The sequence below is a fragment of the Pseudomonas sp. 3296 genome (assembly GCF_031456615.1).
Classification (GTDB): Bacteria; Pseudomonadota; Gammaproteobacteria; order Pseudomonadales; family Pseudomonadaceae; genus Aquipseudomonas; species Aquipseudomonas mucoides.
On the sequence record NZ_JAVDUY010000006.1, the window covers coordinates 149675 to 168661 of the forward strand.

At 59.1% G+C, this 18987-nt stretch carries 14 protein-coding genes; 7 read left to right on the plus strand and 7 right to left on the minus strand.

Going from position 1 to position 18987, the window contains the following annotated elements; genetic code table 11:
• Positions 1–177: 177 nt before the first annotated feature.
• From J2X66_RS17490 to glnA, 4 genes are all read right to left on the minus strand, one after another.
• The gene (locus tag J2X66_RS17490; protein ID WP_310266526.1) at positions 178–798 is read right to left on the minus strand and encodes a DUF4124 domain-containing protein; all 621 of its coding nucleotides are present in this window, start codon (positions 796–798) and stop codon (positions 178–180) included.
• Positions 795–1304, minus strand: a complete 510-nt coding sequence (locus tag J2X66_RS17495; protein ID WP_310266529.1) for a DUF4124 domain-containing protein — start codon at positions 1302–1304, stop codon at positions 795–797. Before J2X66_RS17495 ends, J2X66_RS17490 begins: the two co-directional genes overlap by 4 nt.
• Positions 1305–1330: 26 nt before the next feature.
• Entirely contained in the window at positions 1331–1753 is a 423-nt protein-coding gene (locus J2X66_RS17500; protein WP_310266531.1) for a cupin domain-containing protein, read from the minus strand.
• 180 nt (positions 1754–1933) lie between these two features.
• Positions 1934–3340: a glutamate--ammonia ligase gene (glnA, locus tag J2X66_RS17505; protein WP_027922158.1), complete on the minus strand. Its 1407-nt coding sequence runs from the start codon at positions 3338–3340 to the stop codon at positions 1934–1936.
• 330 nt (positions 3341–3670) lie between these two features.
• Here glnA and thiI point away from each other — a divergent pair, with 330 nt between their 5' ends.
• Positions 3671–5125, plus strand: a complete 1455-nt coding sequence (thiI, locus tag J2X66_RS17510) for a tRNA uracil 4-sulfurtransferase ThiI (protein ID WP_310266533.1) — start codon at positions 3671–3673, stop codon at positions 5123–5125.
• A gap of 139 nt (positions 5126–5264) precedes the next feature.
• Complete coding sequence (gene typA / locus J2X66_RS17515) at positions 5265–7085, plus strand: translational GTPase TypA (protein ID WP_310266535.1); 1821 nt, start codon at positions 5265–5267, stop codon at positions 7083–7085.
• Positions 7086–7183: 98 nt separating this feature from the next.
• Here the strand turns inward: typA and J2X66_RS17520 are convergent, their stop codons facing one another.
• Positions 7184–7711, minus strand: a complete 528-nt coding sequence (locus J2X66_RS17520) for a hypothetical protein (protein WP_310266537.1) — start codon at positions 7709–7711, stop codon at positions 7184–7186.
• 244 nt (positions 7712–7955) lie between these two features.
• Entirely contained in the window at positions 7956–8396 is a 441-nt protein-coding gene (locus J2X66_RS17525) for a YkgJ family cysteine cluster protein (RefSeq protein WP_123435589.1), read from the minus strand.
• A 260-nt stretch (positions 8397–8656) separates the two neighbouring features.
• Between J2X66_RS17525 and J2X66_RS17530 the strand changes: the two genes are divergently transcribed.
• From J2X66_RS17530 to J2X66_RS17550, 5 genes are all read left to right on the plus strand, one after another.
• Positions 8657–11107, plus strand: a complete 2451-nt coding sequence (locus J2X66_RS17530; protein ID WP_310266539.1) for a glycogen/starch/alpha-glucan phosphorylase — start codon at positions 8657–8659, stop codon at positions 11105–11107.
• Between the two features lie 197 nt (positions 11108–11304).
• On the plus strand, positions 11305–14883 hold the full coding sequence (locus tag J2X66_RS17535) for a DUF2339 domain-containing protein (protein ID WP_310266541.1): 3579 nt from the start codon (positions 11305–11307) through the stop codon (positions 14881–14883).
• The gene (locus J2X66_RS17540; protein WP_310266544.1) at positions 14880–16253 is read left to right on the plus strand and encodes a DUF3999 domain-containing protein; all 1374 of its coding nucleotides are present in this window, start codon (positions 14880–14882) and stop codon (positions 16251–16253) included. Before J2X66_RS17535 ends, J2X66_RS17540 begins: the two co-directional genes overlap by 4 nt.
• A 189-nt stretch (positions 16254–16442) precedes the next feature.
• Positions 16443–17453 carry a class 1 fructose-bisphosphatase gene (locus J2X66_RS17545; protein WP_310266546.1) on the plus strand — a complete coding sequence of 337 codons (1011 nt, stop codon included), beginning with the start codon at positions 16443–16445 and terminating at the stop codon, positions 17451–17453.
• Between the two features lie 3 nt (positions 17454–17456).
• The gene (locus tag J2X66_RS17550) at positions 17457–18059 is read left to right on the plus strand and encodes a DUF924 family protein (protein ID WP_310266548.1); all 603 of its coding nucleotides are present in this window, start codon (positions 17457–17459) and stop codon (positions 18057–18059) included.
• Positions 18060–18172: 113 nt separating this feature from the next.
• Here J2X66_RS17550 and J2X66_RS30250 read toward each other — a convergent pair whose 3' ends face one another.
• Complete coding sequence (locus J2X66_RS30250; protein ID WP_370694726.1) at positions 18173–18937, minus strand: methyl-accepting chemotaxis protein; 765 nt, start codon at positions 18935–18937, stop codon at positions 18173–18175.
• Between the last annotated feature and the right edge of the window lie 50 nt (positions 18938–18987).

Here is an 18987-nt window from a genome sequence, read left to right on the forward strand (position 1 = left end):
AAATGCAAAAACCAAACCAAGGCTCCGAAAAGAAGCAATTAAGGCCTGAAACGGGCGTTTGACGCTCGTTTGCGTGGCGTTCTGCCAGCTTTCTCGGGTACTTTCGAACCAAAATGGGTTGCGATGTGGGTACGGTGCAACCTATCGCACCAATATAGTGCGCAAAGCTGAACGACGTTAGAACAAACGCAAGAAGGGGTTTTTTTCTTCTTTCGGTTTGTCTTCGAGGGGGCATTCCGGTCGTTGGCCGTAGTCGACGAGGGTGCAGGGTTTGACCCGGCGTTGTTGCGCGAGTGACGTGCGCAGCATATGGAAGGGCTGATTGGCGGTACGTTCGACCGTACGGCCTTGTTCGTCGACGATTTCCACCGACAGGTTGTGGCTGCCGCGATCGATATTGGTCAGGGGAAATACAGGACTCAGGCCAGGTTCGGCGGTGGGTTGGCCGTCGAGTAGCAGGCGGTAGCGATGACCCGGTTGCAGGCCGGGTTCATTGGTGACGCTGACGATAATTTCGCCGGCGTTGCTGCGGATTGTTGCGTCCGGCTCCGGCACCAGTATGCGCAGCAAGTCGTAATGAAACAGCGGCTGCTCTTCGGGCGGGTTCGCGGCAATCAGCGGTTTCACAGTGGCGGGCTGGGCAGCCATGCGATTGCTGGTCGCCAGCGGCACGCGTTTGGCGTTGCCGTGTTGCGGCTGGTCGGTGAATGCGCGATTGCCCTGGGCATCGACATATGTGAAGACCTCGGCTGACACCGGGAGCGTGATCAAACAGGCGATCAGCAGCGAAAGCCTCATGGTTTATGCACACGTTGCACGGTGAACGTCACGGTCGGACTTTGCTGAAGGGCATCCTCGCCATCAACCACCTGTACCGCCAGGCTGTGCTCGCCGCGGTCGATGTTCACCAGTTGCAGGATCGGCACATTGCTTGATTGTCCATACGGTTGTCCATCCAGCAGCAATCTCAGCAAGTGCGGCGCTTTCAGGCGCGGTTTGATCAGGACGCTGACGGTGAAAGTGCCATTGTTGGCACGCAGGGCCTCTTCGGTGGGCAGGCCGGTCAGTTGCAGTACCTCATAGGCGCTGTGTGGCTGCTGATTGTTAACGGTGTCGGTAGGCGGTGCGGAAAGAGGCTGGCGCTCAATATTATTGAGAGGCGGCAGTTCTACCGGTTGGGCCGTGACGCCATCGGGCGGTTGATTGCTGTAGGCGGTGTTGCCGTCGGCGTCGGTGTATTTGTAGATTTGGGCCATCACGGGAAAAACGAAGGACAGCAGCAAAAGCATTAAGAGTGGCTGCATTCAGACTCCCTGTGAGCAGCAAGGATTTACTCCGACAGTGGAATACCCTCGCTGCCAGCATAGAACACAATCAACTCTACCGGTTCATCACCGGTGACCCCGCGATGGGCGATATCGACCATTTCCGCCACGGCTTCACCTTGTTTGACGCGTCTGGTCTGGCCGTTGTCCTTGTTCTCGATCATCAGCTCGCCGGAGAGGACATAGCCCGTATTTGGCATGGCATGGGTGTGCCAAGGCAGTTGGGTGTTGGCTGGTATCTTGAGTCTGAGCACTGTCAGCTCGGGTGCCGCACCCGGGTAGCGAACGTAAGGTGTGTCGTCCCACGATCGGCTGCTTTTGAGCAGGACTTCTCGTTCGATTTGTGTGGGGGTGGTGGTTGTGGTGCAGCTTTGAAGGGCGAGGGCGAAGAGAGCGACCACTGATGTCTTTAGCGTAACGGTATTCATCGATCCATCCTTTGAGTTCGAGCAGAGGACAGGCTACGAGTCATTAAGGGTGGTTGATGCCGGACTATGCTGCGTGCACCCGAGGAGATGGCGGATTTCATTGTGGGAAACTGCCCCAACAAAAAAAGGCCTCCCGAAGGAGGCCTTTTTTGTCACGCTGCGTGCCGCAGCGCTACCGGATCAGCAGCTGTAGTACAGCTCATATTCCAGTGGGTGTACGAAGGTGCGGACCTTGATTTCTTCTTCGCTTTTCAGAGCGATGTAAGCGTCGATGAAGTCGTCGGAGAACACGCCGCCTTTGGTCAGGAACGCACGACCTTTGTCCAGCTCTTCCAGGGCTTCTTTCAGGCTGCCGCAAACTTGTGGGATCTCTTTCGCCTCTTCAGGCGGCAAGTCGTACAGGTTTTTGTCAGCAGCATCGCCAGGGTGGATCTTGTTCTGGATGCCGTCCAGGCCAGCCATCAACAGTGCAGCGAAGCCCAGGTATGGGTTGGCTGCTGGATCCGGGAAGCGGGCTTCGATACGGCGAGCGCGAGGGCTGGACACGTAAGGAATACGGATCGAGGCGGAACGGTTGCGAGCCGAGTAGGCCAACATTACCGGTGCTTCGAAACCTGGGACCAGACGCTTGTAGGAGTTGGTCGACGGGTTGGTGAAGCCGTTCAGTGCCTTACCGTGCTTGATGATACCGCCGATGAAGTACAGGGCGGTGTCGGACAGGCCGGCATAGCCTTCGCCAGCGAAGGTGTTCTTGCCATCTTTGGCGATGGACAGGTGAACGTGCATACCCGAACCGTTGTCGCCGTACAGAGGCTTAGGCATGAAGGTCGCGGTGCGGCCGTATGCATCAGCAACGTTGTGTACGCAGTACTTCAGGGTTTGAACTTCGTCAGCCTTGGCCACCAGCGTGTTGAACTTCACGCCGATTTCGTTCTGGCCAGCAGTCGCCACTTCGTGGTGGTGAACTTCGATGACCAGGCCCATTTCTTCCATGGCGTTGCACATGGAGGTACGGATTTCGTGGTCGTGGTCGAATGGCGGAACAGGGAAGTAGCCGCCTTTGACGCCAGGACGGTGGCCACGGTTGCCGCCTTCCACGTCCTGGTCGGACATCCACGAACCTTGTTCGGAGAAGATTTTGAACATCGAGCCGGAGATGTCGGACTTGAACTTCACTTCGTCGAAGATGAAGAACTCAGGCTCTGGACCCACAAATACGGTGTCACCGATACCGGTCGACTTCAGGTATTCCTCGGCACGCTTGGCGATCGCACGTGGGTCGCGGTCGTAGCCTTGCATGGTCGAAGGCTCGATCACGTCGCAAACCAGGATCAGGGTCGGCTCTTCGGTGAACGGGTCGAGTACGGCAGTGCTGTCGTCCGGCATCAGGATCATGTCGGAGGCTTCGATGCCTTTCCAGCCAGCAATGGAGGAGCCGTCGAACATTTTGCCTTCTTCGAAGAAAGCGTCATCCAGCGCGTCGCGAGCCGGCATGGTCACGTGGTGCTGAGTGCCTTTGGTGTCCGTGAAGCGCAGATCAATCCACTTGACGTCATGATCTTTGATGAGTTGAACCGACTTCGACATAGTGTCCTCCGGGTGGCTTCGGGCTTAGTAGTGGATGCCCTTAGAATGTGGGTGATGCCGGCGCGAATACTCTGCCAAGGCAACCTGCCTCACAAGGGAGCAAATTGCATGCCAGTGCCCCACCATGGGTTTTTTGCCCCAAATTCACGCTTATAAAGGTACAAAGCGGAGCAGTGCTGGAAATAGCGCCCCGTAATGTAGCGTTAATTCCAGCAAATGACCTGTTTTGGTGCGCACAAAACCTTCTGCACATTAACTGGTTAAACCTTGAGCAATTTCCGCTATAATCCGCGCCCCCCTTTTTCGGCTGGCCCAGCGCGCGCTGTTTTCATGAAACTAATCGTAAAAGTCTTCCCCGAGATCACCATCAAGAGCCGCCCGGTACGGATGCGTTTCATCCGCCAATTGGCTAAAAACATCCGCACCGTGCTCCGCGACCTGGACCCGGCCGTGGTGGTGAACGGTGTGTGGGACAATCTCGAGCTGGAAACCCGCGTCAGCGAGCCCAAAGCCCTGAAGGAGATGACCGAGCGCCTGAGCTGCATGCCGGGCATCGCGCATTTCCTGCAGGTCGATGAATACCCGTTGGGCGATTTCGACGACATCGTCGCCAAGTGCAAGCAGCACTTCGGAGAGTCCCTGGCCGGCAAGATCTTCTCGGTGCGCTGCAAGCGTGCCGGCAAGCACGAATTCAGTTCGATGGATGTCGAAAAATACGTCGGCAGCCAACTGCGTCGTCAGTGCGGCGCCGCCGGAATCTCGCTGAAAGAGCCGGAAATCGAAGTTCGCATCGAAATTCGCGACAAACGGTTGTTTGTGATTCACGGCCAGCACAACAGCATCGGCGGTTATCCGCTGGGTGCACTGGAACAGACGCTTGTGCTGATGTCCGGTGGCTTTGACTCCACCGTGGCGGCGTACCAGATCATGCGTCGTGGCCTGATGAGCCATTTCTGCTTCTTCAATCTGGGCGGAAGGGCCCATGAACTGGGCGTCATGGAAGTCGCGCACTTCATCTGGAAGAAGTACGGAAGCTCCCAACGCGTGTTATTTGTCAGTGTGCCGTTCGAGGAAGTTCTGGGAGAAATTCTCGGGAAAGTCGATAACAGTCATATGGGTGTAGTTTTGAAGCGTATGATGTTGCGCGCTGCTTCCCGTATTGCTGATCGGCTGGACATTGAAGCGCTGGTCACCGGTGAAGCGATTTCCCAGGTGTCGAGCCAGACGTTGCCGAACCTGTCCGTGATCGACTGCGTGACTGACAAGCTGGTCTTGCGTCCGCTGATCGCCAGTCACAAGCAGGACATCATCGACCTGGCCAACGAAATCGGGACTGCCGACTTCGCCAAGCACATGCCGGAATACTGCGGGGTCATCTCGGTGAACCCAAAGACCCACGCCAAGCGTCCGCGCGTGGAGCATGAAGAGAAAGAATTCGACATGGCGGTCCTTGAGCGTGCGCTCGAGAACGCCAAACTGGTCCCGATCGATCGCGTAATCGACGAATTGGGCCAGGACTTGCAGATTGAAGAAGTCAGCGAAGCGCTGGCGGGGCAAATCATCATCGACATCCGTCACCCGGATGCCGCTGAAGATGATCCGCTGGCCCTGGCTGGTATCGAGGTACAAGCGATGCCCTTCTATGCATTGAACGCTCGTTTCAAGGAACTGGACCCTACTCGCCAGTACCTGCTGTATTGCGACAAAGGCGTGATGAGTCGCCTGCATGCCCACCATTTGCTCAGTGAGGGGCATGCCAATGTGCGCGTTTATCGACCGAGCTAAGAGCCCGGGGCTGTATGCCTGTGGCCTGCGTCACCGGCCCCCCGACTCTGCCGTCAAGCTGTAACGGCAAGGCCTGACTCTACTGTTAATCGCTGCCAAGACTTGTCAGCACACCGAATCCTCTGATCGAGATACACAAGTGATCGAAAATCTACGCAACATCGCCATCATTGCTCACGTTGACCATGGTAAAACCACCCTGGTAGACAAACTCTTGCGTCAATCCGGCACCCTGGAGCGCAACGAGCTCAACGACGAGCGCGTGATGGACTCCAACGACCAGGAGAAAGAGCGCGGTATTACCATTCTGGCGAAAAACACCGCCATCAACTGGAACGGCTACCACATCAACATCGTGGACACCCCGGGCCACGCCGACTTCGGCGGCGAAGTTGAACGCGTAATGTCGATGGTTGACTCCGTTCTTCTGCTGGTTGACGCTCAAGACGGCCCTATGCCGCAAACCCGTTTCGTGACCAAGAAGGCTTTCGAAGCCGGCCTGCGTCCAATCGTGGTCATCAACAAGGTTGACCGTCCAGGCGCGCGTCCGGACTGGGTTCTGGACCAGATCTTCGACCTGTTCGACAACCTCGGTGCTACCGAAGAACAGCTGGACTTCAAGGTCGTCTACGCCTCGGCCCTGAACGGCATTGCCGGTCTGGAACACACCGACATGGCTGAAGACATGACCCCGCTGTACCAGTCGATCGTCGACAACGTACCTGCGCCGAAAGTCGACCGTGATGGTCCGTTCCAGATGCAAATCTCCGCTCTGGACTACAACAGCTTCCTGGGTGTTATCGGCGTTGGCCGTATCGCTCGTGGCCGCATCAAGCCGAACACTCCGGTTGTCGCTATCGACGCCGACGGCAAGAAGCGTAACGGTCGTATCCTGAAGCTGATGGGTCACCACGGTCTGCACCGTATCGACGTTGACGAAGCAGCTGCCGGCGACATCGTCTGCATCAGCGGTTTCGACCAGCTGTTCATCTCCGACACTCTGTGCGACCCACTGAACGTCGAAGCGATGAAGCCGCTGACCGTTGACGAACCAACCGTTTCCATGACCTTCCAGGTAAACGACTCGCCTTTCTGCGGTAAAGAAGGCAAGTTCGTGACTTCCCGTAACATCAAGGAACGTCTGGACAAAGAACTGCTCTACAACGTTGCCCTGCGCGTTGAAGAAGGCGACACCGCCGACAAGTTCAAAGTCTCCGGCCGTGGTGAGCTGCACCTCTCGGTACTGATCGAAACCATGCGTCGCGAAGGCTTCGAAATGGGTGTTGGTCGTCCGGAAGTGATCATCCGCATGGTTGACGGCGTCAAGCACGAACCGTACGAAAACGTGACCATCGACCTGCCGGAAGAATCGCAAGGTTCGATCATGGAACAGATCGGTATCCGTAAAGGCGACCTGACCAACATGGTTCCGGATGGCAAGGGCCGTGTGCGCCTTGAGTACAACATCCCGGCTCGTGGCTTGATCGGTTTCCGTAACGAGTTCCTGACCCTGACCTCCGGTGCAGGCATCCTGACCTCGATCTTCGACCGTTACGACGTGATGAAGTCCGGCGACATGTCCGGCCGTCAGAACGGCGTGCTGGTGTCGGTTGCTACCGGTAAGGCGCTGACTTACTCGCTGGAAACCTTGCAAGCTCGCGGCAAACTGTTCCTGGGTCACGGTGAAGACGTGTACGAAGGTCAAATCGTCGGCATCAACAGCCGCGACAACGACCTGGGCGTCAACCCAACCAAAGGCAAGAAGCTCGACAACATGCGTGCTTCGGGTAAAGACGAAACCATCGCTCTGGTTCCGCCTATCCGCTTCACTCTGGAGCAGGCTCTGGAATTCGTTCAAGAAGACGAATTGTGCGAAGTCACTCCTAAGTCCATCCGTCTTCGTAAGAAGATCCTGGGCGAAAGCGAGCGTACCCGCGCTGCCAAGAAAGCGGGTAACTGAGTTTCGACTTAGTTAACGCTTAAAAAAACGCCCCCGACCGCAAGGTCGGGGGCGTTTTTGTTTGTGCGTAGTTGAAGGCCGCAGGGGTGGTTTCGGGGTCAGGCATCGAACCATTGAAAGGCGAGAAAGGTTTCCGCAATTTTACGCATCAGCACTTTGTCGGCTTTATTGGCTATACCGTCTCCGTTCACATCGCTGTTGGTGAATGAGTCCAGCTTGCCATCATTGTCACCATCATAGGCCGAGGCAAATCTCATCCGGATGGGAAGGCAAGGTGTGCCGTTGTCTTCACTGAACTGAAGTGTGACGACATTGGGCGAACCATCCTCGTGATAGTTTTTCGCATCAATTTTGAGATAACGCTCCCAGTTATCTCCTGTATTGAACCAGTTCAGTTGTAGAAAAGCCTCGGCGAAGGCTTTTAGCTGAAGCTGGTCCTGGAAGTTCTGCTCTCCGTCGCTGTTGATATCACCGGCAAAGCCAAACTCGATATTGCCGTCTGCGGACATATCGACCGCAAAGGCTTCGTGGACCAGGTTGGCTGATCCATTGTGAAAGTGCAGCAGCACGGCATCAGCTTTTCCGTTACCACTACGATCCTGGGCCGTCACTTTTAAATAGCGCATGAGCATCTTATCTAGGGGAAAGATGCTCCACATTAATATTTATAGTTAAGGTTTTCTGTCGGATGAGTAGCCGGGGATCTGTAGGAGTAAGCCCTACATGCGCGGGGTTTTATCACTCGGCCATGTCGTAACGAGAGTGGAATTCAAGACGCCTTTGCACCTGAGCCCAGTGCTCTTGGAATGCTTGCTTTTGTGGGAGTGAGCCTGCTCGCGATGGGGGCGGCTCAGGTAGCGATATGGCGGATCAGAACTTATCGAGCGGCCGACGACTTTCGCTGGTCTCGCGCACCACTTCTTTCGGCTTGTACGCGCAATACCCAGGCCGTGGCCCGATTTTCGGGTGATTGCGGCAGGTATCCGGGCGCTTTTCATAAATAGTGCACAGACGGCTCTTACGATCCAGGTACAGGCAATCGTTGTTGCTCATGCGCTGGAGGGTGAAGATCTCGGTCTTCTGGCTGTAGCGTTCGACGATTCCTTCCTTCTGCAGGCGCTTGGCGATGTTCTTCGCCGGCTCGCCGCGTTCGAACTCGTCGACGATGCCGATACGGATCAGATCCTTGATCTTGACCTCGACCGGCAGCGTGCAGCAGCTGGACACGCAGGAACCGCACATCGGCGCAGAGTACTTGGCCCAGGTATCGAGGCGATCGATCTCAGCGGCGGCGATCAGGTTGGGCTTCATCATCGGTTGTTACCAGCTACGTGCATCAGGGCGCGCGATCATACCGGGACTGGTGGATTTTTGAACAACCTTTCGCCAGATTTTTTCTGTATCACCCAAAAAGCACCGTTAATCCGGCACGGCCCCTGCATTGATTCAGGCACACGACAAGGTAATGCCGACCTATCTCGCACTATCAGGAAAAACTGCCGAACCAGAGCCCTCACCGTCTGTCAGACCGTCTAGGCTCAACAACTCCACGCTCGCTCGAGGTCCTATCGATGACTCAAGAACCACTTGTTCGCGAAGCAGAGGTGGCCGCATTCCGCGACGCCGTCTTGACCAAACTCACCTACGCGGTGGGTAAAGACCCGGATCACGCCTTCGACCACGATTGGTTCGAAGCCATCGCCCTGGCGGCGCGGGATCACATGGTCGAGCACTGGATGGACCACACCCGGCAGATCTACCGCAAAGGACAGAAACGGGTTTATTACCTCTCCCTCGAATTTCTTATCGGCCGGCTGCTCTACGACAGCCTGAGCAACCTGGGCTTGCTCGACGTCGCCCGTGAAGCGCTGACCGAACTCGGTGTCGACCTTGAACGCATCCGCCTGCTGGAACCCGACGCGGCGCTGGGCAACGGTGGCCTCGGTCGTCTGGCCGCCTGCTTCATGGAAAGCATGTCGACCCTGGGCATCGCCGGCCACGGCTACGGCATTCGTTATGAACACGGTTTGTTCCGCCAGGCCATCGTTGACGGCTGGCAGCAGGAGCAGACCGAACACTGGCTGGATTTCGGCAACCCTTGGGAATTCGAGCGAGCGGAAGTCGTTTACCCAATCGGCTTCGGCGGCGGCGTCGAAACCGTCACCGATGAAAACGGCAAGACCAAGCAAGTCTGGACCCCGGTTGAAACCGTGCGGGCGATTGCTTATGACACGCCGGTGGTCGGCTGGCGCGGGGCGAGCGTCAATACGCTACGTCTGTGGCGCGCCCGCGCGATGGAAGATTTGCACCTGGAACGCTTCAACGCCGGTGACCACTTGGGCGCCGTGGCAGAAGTCGCCCGGGCCGAAAGTATTTCCCGCGTGCTTTATCCCGCGGACAGCACTGAAGCCGGGCAGGAACTGCGCCTGCGCCAGGAATATTTCTTCGTCGCTGCCTCATTGCAGGATTTGCTGCGACGTCACCGCAACATGCACACCTCGGTCCTGACCCTGGGCGACCACGCGGCGATCCAGCTCAACGACACGCACCCCTCGATTGCCGTGGCCGAATTGATGCGCCAACTGGTCGATGTCTACGACGTCGCCTGGGATGCGGCATGGCAAGTCACCGTGGACACGCTGTCGTACACCAACCACACGCTGTTGCCGGAAGCGCTGGAAACCTGGCCGGTCGGCTTGATGGAGCGGATGTTGCCGCGGCACATGCAGATCATTTACCTGATCAACGCCCAGCACATCGATTCGCTGCGGGCCAAAGGCATTCACGACTTCGACGTGTTGCGCGCGGTATCGCTGATCGAAGAAGACAACGGCCGTCGTGTGCGCATGGGCAACCTCGCGTTCCTGGGTTCGCACAGCGTCAACGGCGTGTCCGGGCTGCACACGCAGCTGATGCGCAAAACCGTGTTCTCCGAACTGCACAAGCTCTACCCGGACCGGATCAACAACAAGACCAACGGCATCACCTTCCGCCGCTGGCTCTACCAGGCCAACCCCGAACTGACGTCGATGATGGTCGATGCCCTCGGGCCGGATTTGCTGGATAACCCCGAAGAGCGCTTGCTCGATCTGGAACCGTTCGCCGAGAAATCCGCGTTCCGAAAAGCCTTCGCCGATCAGCGTCTGCACAGCAAAAAAGCCCTGGCGTACCTGATTCACGAGCGGCTGGGCGTGGCGGTCAACCCGGCGGCGATGTTCGACGTGCAGGTCAAACGGATCCACGAGTACAAACGCCAGTTGCTCAACCTGATGCACACCGTGGCGTTGTATCAGGCGATTCGGGCCGAACCGGAAGTCGACTGGGTGCCGCGCGTGAAGATCTTCGCCGGCAAGGCCGCCGCCAGTTATCACCAGGCCAAGCTGATCATCAAATTGACCAACGACATTGCCCGGGTGGTGAACAACGACCCGACTGTGCGCGGTTTGCTCAAAGTGGTGTTCCTGCCCAACTACAACGTCAGCCTGGCGGAGAGCATTATTCCGGCGGCGGATTTGTCGGAGCAGATTTCCACCGCAGGCTTCGAGGCCTCCGGCACCAGTAACATGAAGTTCGGCCTCAACGGCGCCCTGACCATCGGCACCCTCGATGGCGCCAACGTAGAAATGTGCGAGCGCATCGGCGCCGAGCACATGTTCATCTTCGGCCTCAGTGCGCAGCAGGTTGAAGCGCGCAAACAGAACCATGAGTTCAACGCGACGCCGGACATCGCAGCGTCCCATCGGCTGAGCGACGTGCTGCAAGCGATTCGTGGCGGGGTGTTCTCGCCGGATGATCCGTCCCGTTACACCGGGTTGATCGATTCGCTGGTGGATTACGACCGCTTCCTGGTCTGTGCCGACTTCGACTCTTATTGGGACGCGCAGATGCGCGTTGAAGCCCATTGGCACGACTCCAAGGAATGGTGGCGTTCGGCGGTGTTGAACACCTCGCGGATGGGCTGGTTCTCCTCGGACCGGACCATTCGCGAGTACGCGACGGACATCTGGAAGGCACTGGAGTAACTTTTCGCAATAATTGCGTGCAAGGCCCGACGGTTGTTGGGCCTGGCCGATATACTAAGCAACAGTTTCAGTGAGCGCTGCGCGCTCAATCGCGGGCAAGCCACGCTCCCACAGGATTTGCATGTGGGAGCGTGGCTTGCCCGCGATGACATCAGTGCAGACGCCACAAGGCAATGAGCCGCTTAGGGATATCGACCATGCAATGGATTTTCATGCTGATTGGGCTGGTGCTCGGCTGGATACTCGATGAGTCATTCAGTGATGCGCTGTTGGGCGCGTTGCTCGGCCTGGGTATTGGCCAAGCCGTTCACATCGCCCGTTTGGGTTCAAAAGCGGCCGAGCAGCACCTTCTGCTGGAGCAGACGCAAGTTGCGCTGAATGCCGTGCAGCAACGTCTGGCCTTGCTCGAAGTGTCCAGCGTCAAGGCGTCTGAATCTGGTGAACCGATCGCCAGCGAGTCCGTTGCACCTCCTGCATTTACCCTCGACGAAATCCCTGTCGAAACCCCGGAACTGATCTGGGACCTCCCTGCCGAACTCGAACCGATCACCACTGCGGCGACTGAATCCAGTCAGCCACTGCCGGCCGATGTCTGGAAACCCGAGCCGGTTGCCCGCGAACCTGCCATCCCGCGAGGCCCCAACTTCATTGATCGCGCCATCAGCGGTGCCCGCGCCTGGCTATTCGGTGGCAACACCGTACTGCGGGTCGGTGTGGTGCTGTTGTTCCTCGGTCTGGCCTTTCTGCTGCGTTACGCGACCGAAGGCATGGTGGTGCCGATTGAGTTGCGATACGCGGGGGTTGCGGCGGCTGCGTTGGGGCTGCTGGGTCTGGGCTGGTGGCTGCGTCATCGCAACACCCATTACGCATTGATGCTGCAAGGCACCGGCATTGCCGTGCTGTACCTGACGGTGTTCGCCGCCATGCGTTTGCATCCACTGCTTGACCCGACCGCGGCGCTTGGCTTGCTGGTGGCGGTGACGGTGTTCTCGGCCATTCTGGCGATCACCCAGGACTCCCTGGCGTTGGCCTGCGTCGCCGCGCTGGGCGGTTTTGCCGCGCCGATTCTCACGTCCACTGGCGCCGGCAATCACGTCGCGTTGTTTAGCTACTTTGCGTTGCTCAACGCCGGCATCCTCGCCATCGCCTGGTTCAAGGCCTGGCGATTGCTCAACTTGATTGGCTTCGTCGGCACCTTCGGTATCGGTTTCGCCTGGGGCCTGCGTTCCTACACGCCAGAGTTGCTGTGGAGCACCGAGCCGTTCCTGATCCTGTTTTTCCTGATGTACCTGGCTATCGGCCTGCTGTTCGCTCGGCGCAAGTTACTGGAAATGAGCGATGCGCCCGAGGACGACAGCCGCGAGGCGCTGCTGCGCTGGTCGGCGCGTAAAGGTGATTACGTCGACGGCACGATGCTGTTTGGCCCGCCGCTGGTGGGCTTCGGCTTGCAGTTCGCGCTGGTCCAGCACCTTGAGTTTGCCGCCGCGTTCAGCGCATTGGCGCTGGGCATGATTTACATGGGGCTGGCCCGATTGCTGATGGGCGGCCGCGCGTTGTTGCTGGCAGAAACCTGTCTGGCACTGGGTGTAATTTTCGCCAGTCTGGCGATTCCATTGGGGCTGGATGCGCGCTGGACGTCCGCGGCCTGGGCCGTCGAAGGTGCCGGGATTTTCTGGCTCGGCTTGCGTCAGCAACGCCCGTTGGCCAGGGCCTTTGCCTTGCTGCTGCAACTGGGCTCGGCGCTGGCATTTCTCAGCGAGTTGCGGATCGGCGAAAGCAGCCTGCTCGATGGCTCACTGTTGGGCGCGTTGATGCTCGGCATAGCGTTGCTGTTCAGCTTTTATCAATTGCGCCAAGCCTCGCCGGAGCACACGGCGCAATGGGAACGCAAAGGGCTGCCGGTGCTGGCTTGCCTCGGCCTGACGTTCCTTTATCTGCTGGCGCCGTTGTTTTTCTTTACCCACGGTACGGCGATCAGTTGGGCGCTGGCCGGGCTGGTGACGTTGTTTGTCGGTCTGCGCCTGCAATCGCGCACGTTCCTGTTCACCGCGTTTGCTGTGCAATTACTCGGCGGCGCGTTGTTCCTGCTGCGTCTGCAAGGTGCTGGCGGTGAATCGGCGGCGGTGTTCAGTGCCGGCTGGAGCGGTTTGCTCAGTGCCTCGCTGATCGGCCTGGCGTTGATCGCCGGCATGCTGCTGGCGGCCCGTGATGAGATGGTGCGCAGCGACGTGCGACTGTTGCGTGGCTTATCGGTGGTGTTGCTGGCCGGCCTGGTGCTGATCAATCTGGCGGTGCTGTTCGTGCTGCCGTGGCAGACCGCGAGTGCGGTATGGGCGGCCAGTGGTTTGTTCATCATCTGGTTGAGCCTGTATCTCAAGCAGCGCGTGAGTTTTGTCTTCGGTTTGCTGTTGCAGGTGATTGGCGGCGCGGCGTTCCTGTTTGCCGGACCCGACCTGCTCGGACCGTTGGTCAGCGAAGGACTGAAGCCGCTGGCGCACAGCGGTTTCTGGACGCCGTTGGTACTGGGCTTGGCGGCGCTGGTCGGGGCCTGGCGATTGCAGCTGGGCAACCATGCTTCGGCGTTCGATGTGTTGAGTTTGCAGCGTTTGTCTGAAGTGCTGCTGGTGTGGGGCGCGGGTTGGTGGGCGCTGGCGTGGGTCAGTGAAGTGTTGCGCTTTGCGCCAGTGAGTTTGCAAGCGACGTTGTTGCTGGCGGTGGCGTCCCTTAGCGTGGCGCTGTGGACGCTGTTGGCACTGCGCTTGAAATGGTCTTCGCTGGGTTTGCTCTGCACCTTGCTGATACCAGCGGCCGGCGTGGTGATGCTCACGGGGTGGCATTCGCGTTATCACCCGGCGGCCAGTTTTGGCTGGTTGGCCTGGGCGGCGGTGTTCGTCGTGCATTTCGTCTCGCTGAAGCGACTGGCGCCGACATTGCTGGTACGCGCGGTCAGCACCGCGCATGTGCTTGGCTGCTGGTTGTTGATCGGTGTGCTGGCGCTGGAACTGCGTTACGGCTTGCTGTTGTTGTCCGAGCAGTACAACGCCTGGCGCTGGTTGGGGTGGGCGATTCTGCCGAGTCTGTACCTGGTGCTGATGGCGGCGCCGCGCACTTGGCCGTGGCCGGTGTCGGCGTATCCCCGCGAGTACCGACTGTATGCGGCGGCACCGCTGGCGCTGCTGATGCTCGGCTGGTTCTGGCTGGCGAACGCGGCCAGCGACGGCACCGCTGAACCGCTGCCGTATATGCCGCTGATCAACCCGCTGGAATTAGGCCTGTTATTTGCGCTGTTCGGCGTCTACGTCTGGTCGCGCAGCGCGATGACGCCGCTGGCGATCCGCAAGGATTACGCCGAACACGCCACGCAATTGATCGCCGGGGTTTCGCTGTTCGTGTTCTTCACCGCGTTGGTGATGCGCACCGCGCACCATTGGGGCGGTGTGCCGTTCGAAGTCGATGCCTTGCTGGAGTCGATGCTGGTGCAGGCCGGCCTGTCCATCGTCTGGACCCTGATGGCGCTGAGCCTGATGATCGGCGGCCATTTGCGCCATCGTCGCGAGGTCTGGCTGATTGGTGCGGCGTTGATTGGCGTGGTAGTGGCCAAGCTGTTCTTTGTGGAATTGAGTAACCGCGGCGGGCTCGCGCGGATCGTGTCGTTTATTGGCGTGGGTGTGCTGCTGCTGGTGGTGGGCTATTTCGCGCCGCTGCCGCCCAAGCGTGCCGAGGCTGTGCCGGAGTCTGAAAAACCGGCCCCGGAAACCGAAGGAGTGTCATCTTGAGTCAGAAGCTGAACCTGGGCTGGTTGGGCGCGGTGGCGCTGGGTGTATCGCTATCAGTCGGTGCCCAGGAGCAACCGGCGGACTTCACCACTCAAGTGCCGTTGTCCGTGAGCGGCGAAGGCCCGTGGTATCGCCTCGAATTGCCGTTGAGCGTGCAGTTGAATGCGCGGCAAACCGACCTGAGTGATGTGCGTGTGTTCAACGCCGCCGGTCAGGTTCAGGCGTATGCCCTGGCGCGGGAATCGGCCCAGACCCGCAAAGATCGCACACTGACCGACGTGAAGTGGTTCCCGCTGTACAACTCGGCGGATTCCACCGAGCACGCGCCCAGCGTGCGGGTGCAATCGAGTGCCAACGGCACCCTGGTCGAAGTGCAGCCGTCCAGTCAGTTGGAGGCGGGCGAAGAAGTCTTGCGCGGCTGGTTGCTCGACGCCAGCGGTATCAAGGCGCCGTTGCAGCAATTGGTTCTCGACTGGACCAGCGAGCGCGACGGCTTCCAGCGCTTTTCCATCGAGGCCAGTGACGACTTGCAGCATTGGCAATCGTGGGGCGAAGGGCAGGTGGCGCGGCTGACGTTTGCCGACGAACGGGTCGAGCAGCATGAAGTCGGGCTGCCGGGGCAATCGGCGCGCTATCTGCGCCTGCTGTGGAGCTCACCGCAATCGGCGCCAGCGCTGACCTCGGCGCAGCTGGAAAGCGCCAGCACCCGCAGCCTGCCGCTGCCGTTGGTCTGGTCTCAAGCGTTGGCCGGCAGCAGCGCGAAGGCCGGTGAATACACCTGGCAATTGCCGATGGGGCTGAATGTCGAACGGGTGCAGGTCGAGCTGAGTCAGCCCAACAGTCTGGCGCCGGTGATGTTGTCGGGTCGCCGCGAGAGCAGTTTACCGTGGCAGCCGCTGGGCAGCGGTTTGCTGTATCGCCTGACCCAGAATGGCCAGGACGTGGTGCAAAACGAATTGCAGTTGTCGGGGCAAACCGTGCAGCAGTTGAAACTGGTGGTGGATGAGCGTGGCGGCGGCCTGGGTGCTGAAGCGCCGACGCTGAAGTTCGCTGTGCGTTCGACGCAACTGGTGTTCCTGGCACGCGGCCCCGGGCCTTACACGCTGGCGCTGGGGAGTGCGACGGTGAAAGCGGCGAGCTTGCCGTTGTCGACGCTGATTCCGGATTACAGCGCGCAGAAACTGGCGACATTAGGCAAGGCAACCGTGGACGGCGGGGCAGTGGTGGCGTCGACTTCGGCGGTGACCACGACGTCAACGGCGGGCACGAGCTGGAAAAAGCTCGGGTTGTGGGCGGTGTTGTTGCTGAGTGTGCTGTTCCTGGCAGCGATGGCGTTCAGCTTGCTGCGCAAGCCCCCTGTCAAACCCTGAAGGCGATCTTCAAAACATCAAATACCTTGAAACGGCCACCTGCCGCCGGTCTACATCCGGCCCGTTTCGAACTACGCTCATCCCGGTGCATGAACTCTCTTGGGCGTATCACGTCTGATAGGAGGAAATGCGCCTCGACTCGCGTTAAACTGCGCGGGTTTTTAGCCCCCCATTCCACCGGAGCCTTCCATGTCCCGCGTTACCCTGAGTCGCTATTTGATTGAGCAGACCCGCAGCAACAACACCCCTGCCGATCTGCGTTTCCTGATCGAAGTGGTGGCGCGTGCTTGCAAAGAGATCAACCACGCCGTGTCCAAAGGCGCATTGGGTGGTGTTCTGGGCAGCATGGGCACTGAAAACGTCCAAGGTGAAGTGCAGAAGAAACTCGACGTGATCTCCAACGAGATCCTGCTCGAAGCCAACGAATGGGGCGGTCACCTGGCCGGCATGGCGTCCGAAGAAATGGACAATGCCTACCAGATCCCGGGCAAATACCCGAAAGGCGCCTACCTGTTGGTATTCGACCCGCTGGACGGTTCGTCGAATATCGACATCAACGCACCGGTCGGTACGATCTTCTCGGTGCTGCGTTGCCCGAACGAATACCTGAGCCAGAACGAGCCTTTGAACGAGAAGGCCTTCCTGCAGCCAGGCACCGAGCAAGTGGCTGCCGGTTACGCGATCTACGGTCCACAGACCATGTTGATCCTGACCCTGGGTGATGGCGTCAAAGGCTTCACCCTGGACCGTGAAATGGGCAGCTTCGTGCTGACCCACGAAGACATCAAGATCCCGACCTCCACTCAGGAATTCGCGATCAACGCCTCCAACCAGCGTCACTGGGAAGCCCCGGTGCAACGTTACGTCAGCGAATTGCTGGCTGGCGAAGAAGGCCCGCTGAAAAAGAACTACAACATGCGTTGGGTCGCCGCGATGGTCGCGGACGTGCACCGCATCCTGACCCGTGGTGGTCTGTTCATGTACCCGCGCGACAGCCGCGAGCCGTCCAAGCCGGGCAAGCTGCGCCTGATGTACGAAGCCAACCCGATGTCGTTCCTGGTTGAACAGGCCGGCGGCGCTTCCACCGATGGCCATCAGCGCATCCTCGACATCAAGCCGGACGGCCTGCACCAGCGTGTCGCGGTGTTCCTCGGTTCGAAAGAAGAAGTCGAACGCGTCACGGCTTACCACAAGGCGTAAACCATGACCGCGCCCTGGCAGCCGTTGCTCGATTGGTGGTTCGGAACATTCGAATCCCCCAGCGAAATAGCGGCTGACAAGGGCAAGTTATGGTTCGGCAAGCGCGACAGCCAGGACCTCGAAGCGCAAACGCGTTTCGGGGACTGGGTCGAGCAGGCACTGGCCGGCGGATTGACTGACTGGGCGCAACGCCCCGAAGGTTGGCTGGCCCTGGTGCTGCTGCTCGATCAACTCCCGCGAATGATCTTTCGCGACACTCCCAAATCCTTTTCCGGCGATCTCAGGGCTCAGGCGCTGGTGGTGCAAGGCATTGCTGCGGATTTTGATCGGCAATTGAAGCCAATGCAGCGGGTGTTTATTTACCTGGTGCTGGAGCATTGCGAGCAACTGGCGGTGCAGGATGAGGCGGTTTCACGCTACATCGATCTGGTTACGCAGCAGCCGGAAGCGGATCGAGCGCTGTTTACCGATTACCTGGATTACGCCAAGAAGCATCAGAAGGTGATTGCCCGGTTTGGACGGTTTCCGCATCGCAATTCGGTGTTGGGGCGGGCGTCTACGGCTGAGGAGTTGGCGTTTCTTTCTAAACCGGGGTCTCGGTTCTAGTTTTTTGTTGTTGCCAATGCCGCCTTCGCGAGCAGGCTCCCACAGGGGATTTGTGATCGACACAAATCAAGTATGGGAGTGAGCCTGCTCGCGATGAGGTCTTAAAAAGCGACTTAGATCCGGAAGCTGCCCACCAACTGCTTCAACCGCGCCGCCTGCTGCTCAAGATCTGCACACGCGCGCAAGGTCGACTGCAAGTTCTCCACCCCTTCCTGGTTCAAGGTGTTGATCTCGGTAATGTCGACGTTGATCGACTCCACCACCGCAGTCTGTTCTTCCGTCGCCGTCGCCACCGACTGGTTCATCCCGTCGATTTCACCAATGCGCTGCGTCACGCTGCCCAGGCGTTCACCGGCCTGGTTGGCGATGCCGACGCTGCTTTCGCTCTGACGCTGGCTGTCGGTCATGGTACTGACCGCCTCACGGGCGCCGACTTGCAGCTCCTCGATCATCTTCTGCACTTGCTGCGCCGAATCCTGAGTGCGGTGGGCGAGGTTGCGCACCTCGTCCGCCACCACGGCAAAGCCACGACCGGCTTCACCCGCACGGGCGGCTTCGATGGCCGCGTTCAGGGCCAGCAAGTTGGTCTGCTGGGAGATGCTGGTGATCACTTCCAGAATTTGCCCGATGTTCACGGTGTTGCTGTTGAGTGTTTCGATGTTGCCGCACGAATCGCTGATCTTCGCCGACAGCTGCTGCATCGCAGCGATGGTTTTATCCACCACTTGCTGACCGTCCTCGGCGAGGGCGCGGGCGTCGCTCGAATGCTGCGAGGCGAGGGCGGCGTTCTGGGCGATTTCCTGGGCGGCGGCCCCCAGTTCGTTGATCGCGGCGGCCACGCTGCTGGTGCGCGAGGCTTGCTGGTCGGAGTTGAACATCGACGAGTTCGACGCCGCAACCACACGCAAGGCGACTTCGTTGACCTGGC